13 protein-coding genes and 1 pseudogene are annotated in these 15,218 nt (G+C 63.5%); 3 read left to right on the top strand and 11 right to left on the bottom strand.

From position 1 onward, the window contains the following. Positions 1 to 42 precede the first annotated feature (42 nt). Both ACZ89F_RS35745 and ACZ89F_RS35740 read left to right on the top strand, forming a co-directional pair. Positions 43 to 684 carry a hypothetical protein gene (locus tag ACZ89F_RS35745; RefSeq protein ID WP_476096933.1) on the top strand — a complete coding sequence of 214 codons (642 nt, stop codon included), beginning with the start codon at positions 43 to 45 and terminating at the stop codon, positions 682 to 684. A 113-nt stretch (positions 685 to 797) separates the two neighbouring features. After that, a complete protein-coding gene (locus ACZ89F_RS35740) occupies positions 798 to 1,472 on the top strand; it encodes an HAD family hydrolase (protein WP_476096931.1) in 675 nt (224 codons plus the stop codon). A 4-nt stretch (positions 1,473 to 1,476) separates the two neighbouring features. On the opposite strand, the gene ACZ89F_RS35735 is transcribed toward ACZ89F_RS35740, so the two are convergent. From ACZ89F_RS35735 to ACZ89F_RS35710, 6 genes and pseudogenes are all read right to left on the bottom strand, one after another. After that, positions 1,477 to 2,601 (bottom strand): DUF930 domain-containing protein, encoded by a 1,125-nt coding sequence (locus ACZ89F_RS35735; RefSeq protein ID WP_476096929.1) that lies wholly within the window; start codon positions 2,599 to 2,601, stop codon positions 1,477 to 1,479. 105 nt (positions 2,602 to 2,706) lie between these two features. Further along, complete coding sequence (locus ACZ89F_RS35730) at positions 2,707 to 3,450, bottom strand: 5'/3'-nucleotidase SurE (protein WP_476096928.1); 744 nt, start codon at positions 3,448 to 3,450, stop codon at positions 2,707 to 2,709. Next, positions 3,447 to 4,613 carry an MBL fold metallo-hydrolase gene (locus ACZ89F_RS35725; RefSeq protein ID WP_476097461.1) on the bottom strand — a complete coding sequence of 389 codons (1,167 nt, stop codon included), beginning with the start codon at positions 4,611 to 4,613 and terminating at the stop codon, positions 3,447 to 3,449. Before ACZ89F_RS35725 ends, ACZ89F_RS35730 begins: the two co-directional genes overlap by 4 nt. Beyond that, positions 4,613 to 5,692: an ABC transporter ATP-binding protein gene (locus ACZ89F_RS35720; protein WP_476096926.1), complete on the bottom strand. Its 1,080-nt coding sequence runs from the start codon at positions 5,690 to 5,692 to the stop codon at positions 4,613 to 4,615. The genes ACZ89F_RS35725 and ACZ89F_RS35720 overlap by 1 nt, the downstream gene beginning before the upstream one ends. Further along, positions 5,680 to 7,383 carry an ABC transporter permease gene (locus ACZ89F_RS35715; protein ID WP_476096924.1) on the bottom strand — a complete coding sequence of 568 codons (1,704 nt, stop codon included), beginning with the start codon at positions 7,381 to 7,383 and terminating at the stop codon, positions 5,680 to 5,682. Before ACZ89F_RS35715 ends, ACZ89F_RS35720 begins: the two co-directional genes overlap by 13 nt. A gap of 89 nt (positions 7,384 to 7,472) precedes the next feature. Continuing rightward, positions 7,473 to 8,460: pseudogene (locus ACZ89F_RS35710) on the bottom strand (ABC transporter substrate-binding protein). Positions 8,461 to 8,722: 262 nt separating this feature from the next. Here ACZ89F_RS35710 and ACZ89F_RS35705 point away from each other — a divergent pair. Further along, the gene (locus ACZ89F_RS35705; RefSeq protein ID WP_476096922.1) at positions 8,723 to 9,694 is read left to right on the top strand and encodes a sugar-binding transcriptional regulator; all 972 of its coding nucleotides are present in this window, start codon (positions 8,723 to 8,725) and stop codon (positions 9,692 to 9,694) included. A 147-nt stretch (positions 9,695 to 9,841) separates the two neighbouring features. On the opposite strand, the gene ACZ89F_RS35700 is transcribed toward ACZ89F_RS35705, so the two are convergent. The 5 genes from ACZ89F_RS35700 to ACZ89F_RS35680 all read right to left on the bottom strand — a co-directional run bounded on the left by ACZ89F_RS35700 (position 9,842) and on the right by ACZ89F_RS35680 (position 15,078). Continuing rightward, a complete protein-coding gene (locus ACZ89F_RS35700; protein WP_476096920.1) occupies positions 9,842 to 10,210 on the bottom strand; it encodes a hypothetical protein in 369 nt (122 codons plus the stop codon). Between the two features lie 112 nt (positions 10,211 to 10,322). Beyond that, entirely contained in the window at positions 10,323 to 11,717 is a 1,395-nt protein-coding gene (locus tag ACZ89F_RS35695; protein ID WP_476096918.1) for a pyruvate dehydrogenase complex dihydrolipoamide acetyltransferase, read from the bottom strand. A 3-nt stretch (positions 11,718 to 11,720) separates the two neighbouring features. Beyond that, on the bottom strand, positions 11,721 to 12,719 hold the full coding sequence (locus tag ACZ89F_RS35690) for an alpha-ketoacid dehydrogenase subunit beta (protein WP_476096916.1): 999 nt from the start codon (positions 12,717 to 12,719) through the stop codon (positions 11,721 to 11,723). Continuing rightward, positions 12,719 to 13,747 (bottom strand): thiamine pyrophosphate-dependent dehydrogenase E1 component subunit alpha, encoded by a 1,029-nt coding sequence (locus ACZ89F_RS35685; protein ID WP_476096914.1) that lies wholly within the window; start codon positions 13,745 to 13,747, stop codon positions 12,719 to 12,721. The genes ACZ89F_RS35690 and ACZ89F_RS35685 overlap by 1 nt, the downstream gene beginning before the upstream one ends. 2 nt (positions 13,748 to 13,749) lie before the next feature. Next, positions 13,750 to 15,078 carry an NAD(P)H-dependent oxidoreductase gene (locus ACZ89F_RS35680; RefSeq protein ID WP_476096913.1) on the bottom strand — a complete coding sequence of 443 codons (1,329 nt, stop codon included), beginning with the start codon at positions 15,076 to 15,078 and terminating at the stop codon, positions 13,750 to 13,752. Positions 15,079 to 15,218: the final 140 nt, after the last annotated feature.

Here is a 15,218-nt window from a genome sequence, read left to right as displayed (position 1 = left end):
CCCCATTGTGCTAGCCTGATCGGGAAACAGGATACGAGGAATATGGATCTGCCCTTCAGGGACGAACTGGCCTTGATGCCCGACCTTCGCCATCGGTTGCGGCAGTTGCGCTGGTTCCGCGCCACTTTCCGCGGCAGCGCCAAGGTGGTCTCGGACACATTCGGCGTGCGCTTCGAAATCGATGAGGCCAAGCTCACCAGGGCCTTTCTCGACTGGGTCGAGATCATGGAGGCGCAGAAGCGCTTCGCCGCGATCGATCGCGCCGACTTCATCGTCTTTGCCGCCGGCCTCGTGCTGCGCGAACTGATAAAACAGGCGCCGGCCAGGGAAATCTCCGGCCTCACTCAGCTGATCGAGACGGAAACGAATGCCGGCACGCTGGAAATCGTCCGCTTCTGGCCGGAGGGTTTCCTCTACACCAACTACTGCGTCTCGGTGATTTCGGCGGTCCACGAGCAGGAATTCGGCACGGCACCTGGTATCGACAAATGCGCCGACGACCTGCGCACCTGGTGGTCGTATCGTGAGAACGTGACCGAGATGCCTGCCTATGCGGTGGCCTTCCTCGACCGCTTCCTTGGCGCCGAACCGAACTGGATCACGCCGGATCGCGCACAGTCCCGGCAGGCCATGCAGCGGGCTCTCGGGTCCTCCCGTGCGACCGATGCGCTGCGCCAGCTCTGACTACGTGCCGGGTTTCGCACTCCAGAGACGCAAGCCGTCAAAAGCACTCGCGCTATTGAACATTTGACTTTTTGCCGATAGCGATGTGCGAAATTGACTCGAAGGGGAAGCGCGTGGCGCGATCAAGGCCTATCATTTTCGATTGCGACGGCGTGCTCGTCGACAGCGAGCCGCTGGCCGCACGGGCCTATGAGCGCGTCTATGAAAAGCACGGCATGCCCGGCGTTCATGGCGGCATCATCGCCCAATGCATCGGCATGAAGCAGTCCGATATCATCGCCAAGATCAGGGATTTGACCGGCCACCAGTTTCCGGCGGCGGCGGACAGCGACATCTGGGCAGAGACCAAGGTGCTATTCTCCGAAGAATTGAAGCCGACACCCGGAATCACGGCGTTTCTGCAGACGCTTGCCGGCGACCGCTGCGTAGCCTCGTCATCCTCCGTCGAGCGCATCAACCACAGCCTGGCCGTGACCGGACTGGCAGGGTTTTTCGGCGACGCGATCTACAGCTCCTCGATGGTCAAGAACGGCAAGCCGGCGCCAGACATCTTCCTGTTTGCGGCCGACAAGATGGGCGCCAACCCGGCCGACTGCATCGTCATCGAGGATTCGCCCTTCGGCATCCAGGGCGCGGTCGCCGCCGGCATGACGGCGATCGGCTACACCGGTGGCGGCCACACCTATGCCGAGCACGCCGCGCGGCTGACGGCGGCCGGTGCCGATTTCGTCTGCGCCGACTGGCATGAAGTTAGCCGGCAATTGGCCGGGCTCGGTGTCCCCGCCTAATCTGCTAGCGAACAGGCAGTCCAAGGCGGACCCATTGGTCGGGCGGAATCACTGGTCCGACACGGAAATTGAAGGACAAGACCTTCGTTGCATCGGTGTCGACCTCGCAACGAAAACCCAGATGATACCATGTGGTTGTGGTGCGGAAGGCGACATCCGGAGCGTCAAGGATATTGCCGGCCTTTAGCGGAACACTTGGGATCAACTCGGGGAAATAGGAGGCGTCCAGCAATTGCTGCTGCAACGCGCTGGCGCAAAGTTGGGCGGCCCGCTTGCCACGAGGCACACCGGACATCGAAGTCGTGGCCGACGTATCGCCCGTCGCGCCTTGCGAATAGAGTCTGTGAACACCCGGAAGGCCGGAATAAGTCCGCGACTTGGCAACGGCCACCTCCTTCGAGCTTGGCTTCCCGGCGCCCCCGCTTCCGGATTTCGAGACCTTTGACGGGCCGGGTTTCGGCGTATTTGCGGGTTTGGGCTTCGGCGCTTCTGCCGACGTGGGAAGCTCGATCTCACCTTCGCCGGCAGCCAATGGCGTTGGTGACGCTTCCGGCTCTTGTTTGTCGGCGTCGTGCGCTTCCGCCTCTTGTTTGTCTGCCTGCTGTTTGTCCATCTCCTGGGTCGGAGTTTCCGGCTTCTCCGTATCCTGTGTGGGCTCGGCCGATTTGTTCTCTGCCTGCTTCGGCACGACAGGCGGCTTCGACGCGTCATCCTTGGTCGGCGACGGCGAGTTGTCCTGAGCACTGCCCCCTTCCAGGGATTTCCTCGGGCCGGTATCCTTCTCGCCGAACTGAAAAACAGGCTTCAGCACCTCGATTGGCGACGGCTTGCTCGGTTGCTTTTCCGGCGGAGATGGCTTTTCGACTTTCGGTTCCGGCGGTTTTTCAACCTTGGGTTCCGGCGGCTTTTCGGCTTTGGCTTCCTTTGGCGGTGGTACCGGAGCAGGTTTGGGTTTCGGCTGCTCGGGTGGAGGCACGAGCGCTACATTGACCGGCTGCTCCTCCTGCGGCTGTTGGGGAGGCGTGGGTATGCCGTATACCAGGAGCGCCGCGACAAGCGCATGCAGGATCAGCGAAGCGGGGATGCCCCACAACAGATTCCGACGCCGTTCTCGTGCCTCGTCCTTCATCCTGACCGATGTGGAATGAAATAGCGGCGGCTTCAAGCATAAGGACTGGATTGGCGCAATTTGGCCGCTGACAGCTTGGTGATCTGGATGATCACACGCAGAAGATCAACCCAGAATCCCGTCCAGAAACCGGTCGTCCAGCCGTGTCTCGCCAAACCAGTTCAGCCGGTTGATGCTGACGAAGCCGGCATCGATCGCCGCGTTTTCATCCCCCGCCTCGCTTGCATGCGCCCGACCGCGCGGCACGGTGATGACCGTGCGCTCGCCATCGCTCTCCACGATCTCGGCCCTGCGGGCGATCTTGTCGCGGCCAATGTGTGGCTGGCGGATTTCGGCCGGCAGCGCCGTCGGTAGGTTGACGCTCAGCCAATGGCCCTCCGTCGACCAGTCGGCGCGCGACTGCCAAAGCGAGGCAATCAGCGCTCCCAGCCATTGGTCGTCGCCATCGGTGAAATCAGGATCCTTCACACGCGAAAAGCCGATCGCCGGCACGCCCCAGAAGGTCGCCTCCCGCGCAATCCCGAGCGTGCCGGAATAGGCAAGGTCCTCGGCAACGTTGCGCCCGTCATTGACACCCGACAGCACAAGGTCCGGTTTCTCTGCGTCGGCAAACAGCCACGTCATCGCGCTCACCACGCAATCGGCGGGCGTGCCGGAACAGGAATACCAGCCCGGCCTGACATGCCGCATCGTCAACGGTCTGGCGATCGTCAATGACGAACCGGCAGCGGTGCGCTTGCCGTCGGGCGCGACCACCCACACATCGTCGCTCAACGCGCTTGCGGATTTGACGAGACGGGCAAGCCCCGGCGCTTCGATGCCGTCGTCGTTGCAGACCAGGATTCTCATCGTTCTCTTGCCTCCGGCACCGGGATGCGCTGGCCGGTGCGGCATTGCGTGCGCAGCGACGGAATGTGGTTTTTGAGATCACCGAGAAGCTCGGCCGCGCAGGAGTGACCGAGTGCCGCGGGACGCCCGGCCTTCTCCCAGATGTCGACATTGCCCGACAGCGTAGGATGGGTCGGCATGCGCACCCAGTCCGCCCGGCCGGCCTTGTGCAACAGATCGCCAGGCGAGCCTGACGGCAGATGCCCGGTAAGCAGCACCGGAAAACCAGCCTGGTCGGCACGCGGCAGCAGCCGAGACGACGGGCCGGCCTCACCCATGCCGTCATCGGCAAGCAACGGCATCGACGGTAGGGGATCGGCATCGGTCCAGTCGGCTGCGTCTTGCAGGCGAGCAAACAAGAGCTCTGAAACACCCGGCAACAGGGATGCGGTGGCGCCGATCTGCGCTTCCAGCGACGAACGCATCCCGGCATGGATGGCAAACTGTCCCGGCAAGGCCGCGATCAGCTCCAGCGACCGCCCCGAGAGCGGCGTCGGCAAAAGACATCCGTCTGAATGGCTCGCTACCCACTGCGAGATTTCGCGCGCGCGCTCCGTCCCCGGCACCGGATCGGCGCCATAGGAGGCATCGAGAACGAGCAGGTCGCATTGCGGGATCGTGTCCATGACGAACACATTGCTGTCCGGCACCACATCGGCCGAATAGGCGACGCGGTTCTCGCCGTCGTCAACGGCAAACCACACACCTCCCACGACATGCCCCGATCGTCCCGTTCGGATCGCGAGATTGCCGCTCTTGAGCACATCGCCCGGCTCGAAAAGCTCGATGCGATCTTCGGGAAAAGGAAACCGTCTAAGATCTCCGGGATCGGCATAACCGGAAAGCGTAGCTGGGGCTTCATTGCGGGTCTCGGCCGTCATGAAGATCGGACCATCGTAGCCGCGCGACAACAGCCAGCTCAGCGCGCCGACATGATCCTCATGGGCATGCGAGACGAACAGCGCGTCGATGTCGGCGATCGACCCGTTCAGCGCCGGATAGTAGTCCGCCCCCGAGGCGCCGACCTTGATGCCGACGTCGAGCAGGATGCGATCATCGCCGCTGCTGACAGTGAGGCTGGTGCGGCCCTTTTCGCCAAAGCCGCCGAGCAGGTCGAGCATCATCACGCTGCTGCCCCCGCCGCCGGGATGAGCCAGCCGGAGCGTATCCGCAGACGCGCCTGGGCTCCGCTTTCCAGCATGACCGGGTCGGGCTGTTCGAAATGCAAGGTCAGGTCGGGACTGGTCGAAGGCGTGAACTCGATACGCGCCGAGCCGCCCTGATAAATCACCCGCTTGACCAGCCCGTCGAAGCCGGGGCCATCCGGCGACACGTCGAGATCCGCCGATCGGCAGCAGATCTTTGCCCCAGTTCGCGGCCTCTCGCCTGGCCGGCAGCGGACAACCAGTTCAGCGCCGAGAACCCTGACCTTGCAGTGGCCCGCCTGCTCCGCGCTCAGCACGTCGGCGGGCAGCAGGATACCTTGCGAAATGAAGGAGGCCACCATTTCATTTGCCGGCTCATGATAGAGTTCGCGCGGCGTCGCCAGCTGGGCGAGGCGCCCGCCATCCATCACCGCGATCCGGTCGGCCAGCGCCATCGCCTCGGCCTGATCGTGGGTGATGTAGACGATGGTCGTTCCAGTGCGCTTGTGGAAGGACGCGAACTCGTCCTCCATCGAGGCCCTCAGATGTACGTCGAGATTGGCGAGCGGCTCATCGAACAGCACCAGCGAGGGTGCGGCGACAAGACAACGTGCCAGCGCCACGCGCTGCCGCTGGCCGCCGGAAAGATTGGCCGGCCTGCGGTCGCCCAGTCCTTGCAGGTTAACCAGGGCGAGTGCGTCCTCAACCTTCCGGCGCGCGATCGCCTTGTCCAGCTTCGCGACCTTCAGCGAATAGCCGATGTTCTCGGCCACCGTCATGTGCGGCCACAGCGCATAATTCTGGAAGACGATACCGACGCGCCGCTTTTCCGGCGCGACGCTACCGCCCTTGCCCGACACGACCTCGCTGCCGATACGGATTTCGCCTGACGTCACTTTCTCAAATCCGGCGACGAGCCGCAGCAACGTCGTCTTGCCGCAGCCGGAGGGACCGAGCACCGCCAGGAACTCGCCGTCGCCGACCTCGATCGACACATCCTTCACAGCGTCGAAATTGGCGAAGCTCTTGGTCACATTGTCCAGGCTCAATCGCGCCATGGCAGCACTCCGCTGGGAAGGTAGGGGGCAAGCAGATTGGTCACCAGCATCAGCACGAAGGTGACCGCCACGGTGATGACGGACATCGCCGCCGCGTAGTTGGAATCGCCGCCCTGCTCGAAGGAGAACATCACCACGCCAATCGTTTCCGAACCCGAAGACCACAGCAGCGCCGAAACGGTGAGTTCGCTGAGCGCGGTCATGAAGATCAGCAGGCCGCCGGCGATCGCCGCCGGTGCGACGAGCGGAAAGATGATCGTGCGCATGCGCGTGAACAGCCCGGCGCCCGCCACCTGGGCCGCCTCCTCCAGCGCCCGGTCGATCTGGTGATAGCCGCTGATGGTCGGCCGCAGCGCCAGCACCAGGAAGCGGGCGAGGTAGGCATAGAGGATGATCCAGACGGTGTTGTAGAGCTGGATGCCCGTCAGCGGGATCGGCCGCAGGAACAGCAGCAGCGAGGCGATCGCCAGCACCACGCCGGGCAAGGCATAGGGCAGTTCGACTGACAGGTTAAGCAGCCGCACCCAGCGCTGCTTGCCCCAGGCGATCAAATAGCCGATCGGCACGGCAACCAGGACCGCGAAAAAGGCGGCAGCGATCGACAGCCAGAAGCTGTTGAAGAAGGCGCGGCTGGCCGCGTCATGCTCGAACAGCACGAAGCGGTAATTGTCGAGCGTTGCCGTCTTGGCGGTGAGCGCAATACCGTAGCCCGGCACCAGCGATGTCAGCACCAGCCCGAACAGCGGCAGCAACAGCACCACCACGATCAGCAGCCACATGCCGGCCTGGACGGTGGGTCGCCAACGGCCGAGCTCATAGGGCTCGGCCGCCAGCGATGTGGAGCTGATGCGATAGTCGCGGCGGCGGCTCATGACCTCCTGGGCGAGGATACCCGCCATGGCGATGACGCCGATCAGTACCGACAGGAACGCGGTTTCGCCGAGCACGGCCGGGCCGCCGCCGGCCAGCCGCTGATAGATCAGCGTCGGCAGGACGAGATAGTTGGCGGGAATGCCGAGAAAGGCAGGGATGCCGAAATTGCCGACGCAGGAGACGAAGGCGAGTGCGGCGGCCGCCATGATCGACGGCGTCATCAAAGGCAGCACGATGGTGACCAGCACGGTAAACCAGCCGGCGCCGCCCGCCCGCGCCGCTTCGACCAGTTCGCGCGGCAGCTTGCGCAGGCCGGCGCGCACCAGCAGGAAGACCAGCGGGCCATACTGCACGCCGAGCAGCAGGATGATGCCCGATGTCGAATAGAGCGGGTTTTTGGTGCCAAGAGGGGGTGCTGCGCCAAAGAGCTTGAGGAACGGACTTGCCGGGCCGAACAATTGCAGCCAGGCTAGCGCCGTCACCTGCGGCGCGATCATCAATGGCATGACGTAGCAGAGCACCAGGGCGCTGCGGCCGCGTATGTCGGTCAGCGTGACGAGGACGGCCACCAGCGTTCCCGACAGCACCGCAAGCAGGGTGCCGCCGACGCCGACGACCAGTGTGTGCCAGGTCGCTATCCAGGTCGCCGGGTTGGCGAGCCCGGCTTCTATCGCGACGGTCGACAGGGTGCCGCCGGGTGCCACGATCTCCTTGATCAGGCGCAGCATCGGCAGCAGGGACAGCAGGACGATGACGATGGCTACCGCCGCCGTCAGGGCCATTTCCTGGCCTCGGCTTTCCCTGATCCGTGTTGACATGATTGCGTTTCCTGGGATCGATCGGCCGCTGCGATCGGGTTTTGCCCGGCGGGATGCCGTTGGGCCGGCATCCCGCCGGGATTGCCGGCTCAGCCGCCGAACAGTTCCGAGAACTTCGCCTTGTCGGCGTCGGTCTTGGCAACGATTGCCTTGGTGTCGAACGGCATCACCTTGACCTTGACGCCTTCCGGCAGCCATTCGGGGCGGCCGACCGAGGCGCGCGCCGGCAGATAGCCCATCGACAGCGCCAGCTTCTGGCCCTCATCCGAAAGAATGAAGTCGACGAACTTCTTGGCGCCTTCGACATTCTTGGCCGTCTTCATGATGGCAACCGGCTCGGTCACCGCCGGAACACCTTCCGAAGGGAACACGAACTCGACCGGCGAGCCCTTCTTCTTGGCGTTCATGGCCATGAAGTCGACCAGGATGCCATAAGGCTTCTCGCCTGATGCGACCGACTTCAGCACGGCGCCATTGCCGCGCACGCTGACGGTATTGTTGGTCTTCAGCTTCTTGGAAGAAATCCCAGCCATAGGTGGCATCGCCGACAAAGCCCGAAAGCAGGTAGGCAGCCGCACCCGAATAGAGCGGGCTCGGCATGACCAGGCCATCGGCATAGGCCGGCTTGGCGAGATCGGCCCAATGCTCCGGCTTTTCGGCGGCCGCTGTGTTGTAGACGATGCCGGTGGTGATCAGCTTGCTGCCGAAATAGGTCTTGTCGGCGTCATAGGCATCCGCCTCGATGCCATCGAGCTTGGCCTCGGGATAAGGCAGCAGCCGGTCGTCCTTCTTCAACAGCTCCATGCTGACCGCGTCGGCGATCAGAAGCACATCGGGCTGTGGGCTGCCGGCGGCAAACTCGGCCGCCATCTTGGTGAGGATGTCGCTCGTTCCCGAGCGATAGATGGTCACGTCGATGCCGGGCTGCGCCTTCTTGAAGGCATCCACGGTCTTGGCCGCGTCAGCTTCCGGCTGTGACGTGTAGAGAGTCAGTGTTTCGGCGCTTGCCACGCCGGCAAACAAAGTTGCCGCGAGCGCCAGCTGGCTGACCAGCAGCTTGATGATGTGCGTCTTCATGAGACCTCCTGTCCTGTCTGTGCATGACCGGTCCGGCCCCTGGCCAGTTCCCCGTCTCTTCCTCCCTGCACGGCGCATATGACTGGTGGATGACACAGCGCGTGAAACCCACAAAATATGTTCATATGTACGATGTCAATTACAAATGAACAGAACTGTGCGACAATCGGCGCGCCGGAGATCCGGCATCAGTTGACATCCGGCCACCGTTTCTTCGAAGAGAACAACCCGGCCAGGCCATGGCTCATGAGGACGACGACCGATGCCCACGGAAAAACCCAGACCGGCTCGCCTGTCGATGGTCTCGTCGGATCTCAACGTCAAGACGGCGTGGCTCTACTATGTCGAAGGCTTCACGCAGGAGCAGATCGCCGAGAAGCTCGATGTCTCCAGGGTGAAGGTCATGCGCACGCTCGCCGCCTGCACCGCCGACGGCATCGTCGTCACCATGATCAACGCGTCGACCGCCGGGCAGGTGGCACTCGAACGGGAACTGGAAAAGCGCTGGGGTCTCAACGCCGCCGTCGTTATCCCGACGCCTTCGGCGCATGACCATCTGGAAAAGGCGATCGGCCATGCCGTCGCGGCCTATCTCGGCGAGCAGATGCAGGACGGCATGACGCTGGCGATCGGCGGCGGCGCGACGCTGCATGCCAGCCTGGGTTTCCTTGCCCGCCGCCAACTGAAGCGCGCCTCGGTGGTGGCGCTCGTCGGCAGCCTGCCGCACTCGCAATGGATCAATCCTTCCATCGTTGCTGCCAAGGTCGCAGACGTCTTCGAGGTCGACAGCTACCAGATCACCGCACCGGTGATGGTGGACGATTCCTCGTTGCGCGATCTCCTCTGGGCGCAGCCGACCCTGCAGGATGTACGCCAACGCGCGGCCGCCGCCGACATCGCGCTGCTCACCGTTGGCGACATGTCGCCGGACGCCACCATCTTCCGGCACGGCATCGTGCCGTCATCGCTGATCGCCTCGCTGAAGGCGAAGGGCGCGGTCGCCAACATGCTGTGCTATTTCGTCGATGCCGCCGGCGGGCTGGTCGACCACGAGGTCAACGGCCGCGTCATGGCCATCGATCTCGATGTGGTCGGCCAAGTGCCGAATGTCGTGCTGGCCGCGGGCGGCAAGCGCAAGGTCGCGGCGATCCTCGCCGCGCTGAAAGCCGTCGACACCAATGTGCTGATCACCGACAGCGATACCGCCACGGCGCTTCTTGCCAAGGGCGGCTAAGACTTAAGGTGTGTTGAGATTCAGGTCAGGCCGAGTCGAAAACGGCTGGTTCCGAGAACCGGAGCGAAGCGTACTTGAAGTACGTGAGCACCGGAAGCGCAGGAAGCTGCCGTTTGCAGACCGGCATCACCTGAATATCAATATACCTTAGATGAGGCCGCGTTCGCGCAAATAATCCTCGACGCCGACATGGGTCATGGATTCGAATTCGGCGACCGCCTCGGCCACCCGTTTGCGCTGGGCCGCCAGCAGCGTGAACACCTGCTTCATCTCGCCGGAAACGCCAAAACGGCTCCAGCGCTCGGCGATGTGCATGGGAAGGCCGATGTCGGCACAGAACGCATCCAGGCTGTCATAGCCGAGACTCGCGACAAGTTGCTTGGTCTCCTGCGCCGACATGCGCGGCTCGAAGGCGTGGTCGTGCAGGCGCTGCGCCACCAGCTTGATATCGGACGGCGACGCGCCCATGACCTTGCCGAACAGGGTTTTGACGTCAGATGGGTCGAATGCAGGCATATTTGGCCTCCCTGGATCGCAATCCAGATAGAACATGGGTCAAGGGTCGGCGCCTGACAAGTCGTTTCTGATGGAAGCCGGCGTATCATCTGGCGCCGGCTCCCGACAGGACCTACACGAGCATGCCCATCGGATTCTCGATCAGCCGCTTGAAGGCGACCAGCAGTTCCGCTCCCAGCGCACCGTCGACGGCACGATGGTCGGTCGACAGCGTCACCGACATCACTGTGGCTATTCTGATCTCGCCGTTCTTGACCACTGCCCGCTCCTCGCCGGCGCCGACCGCCAGGATCGTCGCATGCGGCGGGTTGATGACCGCGGCAAAATCCTTGATGCCGAACATGCCAAGGTTGGACACCGCCGTGGTGCCGCCCTGATACTCTTCCGGCTTCAGCTTGCGGCTGCGCGCGCGGCTGGCCAGATCCTTCATCTCGTTGGAGATGGTGGACAGCGTCTTTTCGTCGGCCTTGCGGATGATCGGCGTGATCAAGCCGCCGGGGATCGACACCGCAACGCCGACATCGGCATGCTTGTGCTTGACCATGGCGGTTTCGGTCCATGAGGCATTGGCGTCCGGCACCGCCTTCAGCGCCATGGCCATCGCCTTGATGACCATGTCGTTGACCGACAGCTTGTAGGCCGGCGCATCACCCTTCTCGGTCTTCTTCACCGGCGCAGCCGCATTGATCTGCGTGCGCAGCGCCAGGAGTGCGTCGAGCTCGCAGTCGAGCGTCAGGTAGAAATGCGGGATGGTGGTCTTGGCCTCGACCAGCCGCCGCGCGATGGTCTTGCGCATATTGTCATGCGGGACGAGGTCGTAGGAGCCGTCCTCGAAGAGCTTCAGCACGTCCCCCTCCCCCTTGAGGGGAGGGTGGCCGGCCAAAGGCCGGTCGGGTGGGGTCAGTTCGACCGGACTCAGCGCAAAGGCGGTGCCTTCTGAGGCGACCCCCTCCGTCCGCTTCGCGGACACCTCCCCCTCAAGGGGGGAGGAAAGTGCGGCGTCGACATCGGCTTTTACAATTCGACCGTATGGGCCTGTGCCTGCAACATTGGAAAGAGCAAGGCCCGCCTCACGGGCCAGACGCCTGGCTAAAGGCGTTGCGCGGGTTTTCCCCTCCCCCTCGAGGGGAGGGTGGCCGGCCAAAGGCCGGTCGGGTGGGGTCGGTTCGACCGGACGCGGCTCAAGGGCGGTGCCTTCTAAGGCGACCCCCTCTGTCGGCTTTGCCGACATCTCCCCCTCGAGGGGGGAGATAGGCGCATAGCTTTCATCGTCGGCATAGATCCACGCCACGGGCGCGCCGACTGGAATGTCGACGCCCTCCTTACCAGTCACGTCACGCAGCACGCCGCTGGCCGGCGCGTCGATTTCCATCGCCGCCTTGTCGGTCTCGATCTCGAACAGCACGTCGCCCTTCTTGACCCTGGCGCCTTCCTCGGCGAACCAGCGCGAGATCTGTCCGGTCGCCATGTCCATGTCGACCTTGGGAAGAATGACTTCGGTCGGCATGGGTCAGCGAACCCCTCTCACGAGGTCGCGCGCGGCGGTGATGATGTCGGGGATTTGCGGCACCGTCGCCTTCTCAAGTTCCGGATTGTAGGGGATCGGCGTCTCGGCGCCGCCCAGCCGCACGATCGGCGCGTCGAGATAGTCGAACGCTTCGCTTTCGGCGATCATGGCGCTGACCTCGGCGCCGATGCCCAGCGTCTTGACCGCTTCGTAGACGCACATCAGCCGCGACGTCTTCTTGACGCTGTCAATGACGGTCTGCTTGTCCATCGGCCGGATCGTTCGCAGATCGACGACTTCGACGTCGATGCCCTCGCTCTCCAGCACGGCAGCGGCGTCGAGCGCCTTCTGCACCATGATCGAGGTGGCGACGATGGTGAGATCCCGACCCTCGCGGCGGATGTCTGCCTTGCCGATCGGCACGGTGTAATAGCCTTCGGGCACCGGGCCCTTCATCTTGTAGAGCAGCTTGTGCTCGAAGATCATCACCGGATCGGGATCGGCGACCGCGGCCAGCAGCATGCCCTTGGCATCATAGGGCGTCGCAGGCTGGATGACTTTCAGGCCCGGCACATGGCCGAGCCAGGCCTCGAGGCTCTGGCTGTGCTGGGCCGCCGCACCGGTGCCGGAACCGGCGGGAAAGCGCATCACCACGGGAACCGAAACCTCGCCGCCCAGCATGAAGCGCATCTTGGCCGCCTGGTTGACGATCTGCTCCATGGCCAGCGTGGCGAAATCGGAAAACTGGAACTCGAAGATCGGCCGCATGCCGGTGAGGGCAGCGCCGACGGCAACGCCTGCACCGCCCAATTCCGAAATCGGCGTGTCGATCACCCGCTCGGTACCAAAACGCTCGACCAGATCGCCGGTCACCTGGAAGGCGCCGCCATAGACGCCGATATCCTCGCCCATCAGGAAGACGCGTTCGTCCATGTCCATGGCGATCGCCATGGCTTCCTGGACCGCCTGGGCGTAGCTCAGTTCACGCACCATCGCGTCCATCACGCCTGCTCCGTATAGACATAATTGCCGGTGTCGCGAACGTCAGGCGACGGGCTCGCCTTGGCGAACTCGATGCCGTCGGCGATCTCTTGCGCCACGGCGTCGCGAATGGCCTCGATGCCCTTGTCGTCGATGAAGCCGAATTCCCTGAGCTCGCTTTCAAACAAGGTGATCGGATCGCGATTCGACATCCAGTCCTCGATTTCCTCCTTGGTGCGATAGCGGTTGCGGTCGCTCTTGGAATGGCCGCGATGGCGATAGGTCTTGGATTCGATCAGCGTCGGCCCCTCGCCCGCACGCGCACGCTCGACGGCCCTGTAGGACGCCTCGGCGACCTCCGAAAAAATGTTGCCGTTGACGATCACGCCAGGCATCGAATAGGCGGCGGCGCGATCGGCGATGTTCTTGACCGCGGTCGACCGGGCCGTCGACGTCGACATGCCGTAGCCATTGTTCTCGCAGACGAAAATGACAGGCAACTTCCAGACCGCTGCCATGTTCAGCGCCTCGTGAAAGGCGCCCTCATTGTTGGCGCCATCGCCGAAGAAGGAGACGACGACCTTGCCGGTCTTCATCATCTTGGAGGACAGGGCCGCGCCGACGGCGATCGGAATGCCGCCGCCGACGATGCCGTTGGCGCCGAGATTGCCCTTGGCAACGTCGGCAATGTGCATGGAACCGCCACGGCCCTTGCAGTAGCCCGTGGTCTTGCCGAAGAACTCGGCGAACATGCGCTTCACCTCGGCGCCCTTGGCGATGCAGTGGCCATGGCCGCGATGTGTCGAGGTGATCTGGTCATCCTCGCCAAGCGGCATGCAGATGCCCATGGCGCTGGCTTCCTGGCCGATCGACAAATGCATCGTGCCGTGGATCAGGCCGCGCGTGTAGCTGTCCTCCGCACCCTCTTCGAAGCGACGGATGAGGTACATCTTGTAGAGCACCTGCTTCAGCTGTTCGGCGCTGTACTGGCGATAGACGAAAGGCAGGTTGGCGCGACTGCCCGCTACGGCTTTGCTGGCTCCGGCCATGATCACGCCTCCACGGTTCCGTAGACGAGCTTGTCCTGGCGGGCGCGCAGTTCGGCGATCTTGGAGCCGGCCGCGGGAGCGGCATTCGCGTAGGTGATGAGCTCGCCCTTCCTGATCGGCGCGGTGACCGAGCCGCCCTGCAGCAGGCCGCAGGGAATGGCCTTGGCGGCGCGCGCCTCCGGCGTCGTCATGATCCAGGCGCGGTAGCAATATTCGCCGATCGCATCGAGCTTCTCGCCCGGCTTCATGTCCTTCTTGGCCACCGCGCAGACCTCGGCCACCGGTTTGGCCAGCGGCACCATGTCGGCCTTGCCGTAGAGCACGACGCGGGCGCAGGTCAGCGGCACTTCAAGCGAGGTCAGGTGATAGGGACGGTGGAAGGTGAAGTACGGCCCCTTGCCCATCTTCAGATCTTCCATGCGCTCGGAGATGCGCGGATGCGACATGTCGGCGACGACGAAGACGCCGGGCGCGACACCCTTGCCGATCGAATAGTCGACGACGCCGACCTTCGACAGCACGCCGCCATCCTTCTGCGGCACCAGGACCTTGGACAATTCGCCAAGCGTTGCCGCCGGGCCGTGCATGCCGGCCTTGTCGGGAACCAGCCCGGTGGCATTGGCGATCGCCGCCATCTCGACCATGGTCTTCGAGCCGTCGACGAATTCGACCAGCATGCGCACATTCATGTGCCGGCGCTTGGCTTCCTCCTCATAGTCGGGGGGAATGGCGTCGATGTTGAGCGGATTGTTCTTGCCCTTGCCGGCGGCAACGATCGGGTGACCCATGGCCGAGACGAACTCGATCAGTTCCATGCAGGAAGACGGCTCGTCGCCGGCGCCCAGCGAATAGGTGACGCCGAGTCGGTCGGCCTCGCTTTTCAGATAGGCGCCGATGGTGACATCGGCCTCGACATTCATCATCACCAGATGCTTGCCATGTTCCATGGCGCGCAGCCCGATCTCGGCGCCGACGGCGGGAACCCCGGTGGCGTCGATGACGACATCGATCAGGTCATTGTTGATGACAAGGCTGGCATCGTTGGTGACCGCCACCTTGCCGGCCTCCATCGCCGCCGTCATCGCCGAAGCGTTCGAGACTTCGCGCGCGTGCCCGGTTTCCTGGAAGGCGATATCCACCGCCTTGCTGGCCGCGGGCAGGTTCAGTTCGGAAATGGCGCCGATCTCGATGCCCGACATATGGGCGACGCGGGTGACGATGTCGGTTCCCATCTCGCCGGAGCCGATCAGGCCGATGCGGATAGGCTTGCCCGACTTGGCGCGTTCCTCAAGATCGCGGGCAAGGCCCGTCAACGAAACATTGGAAGCCATACCGCTTATTCCTCCCACATTGCAGGCTTGTTCAATTGCTTGACGGGTATTGAACATCTGTATTTCTGTCAAGACTAATGTCCAAATCCGTGTGCTTTTAGGGCACTTTCCCGGCAGTCCGGGCGGGAGCGAAAAAGCGC

The sequence above is a fragment of the Mesorhizobium sp. USDA 3734 genome, assembly GCF_056279665.1.
The sequence above is the reverse complement of the archived record's forward strand: the minus strand, read 5'-3'. Positions and strand labels throughout refer to the sequence as shown.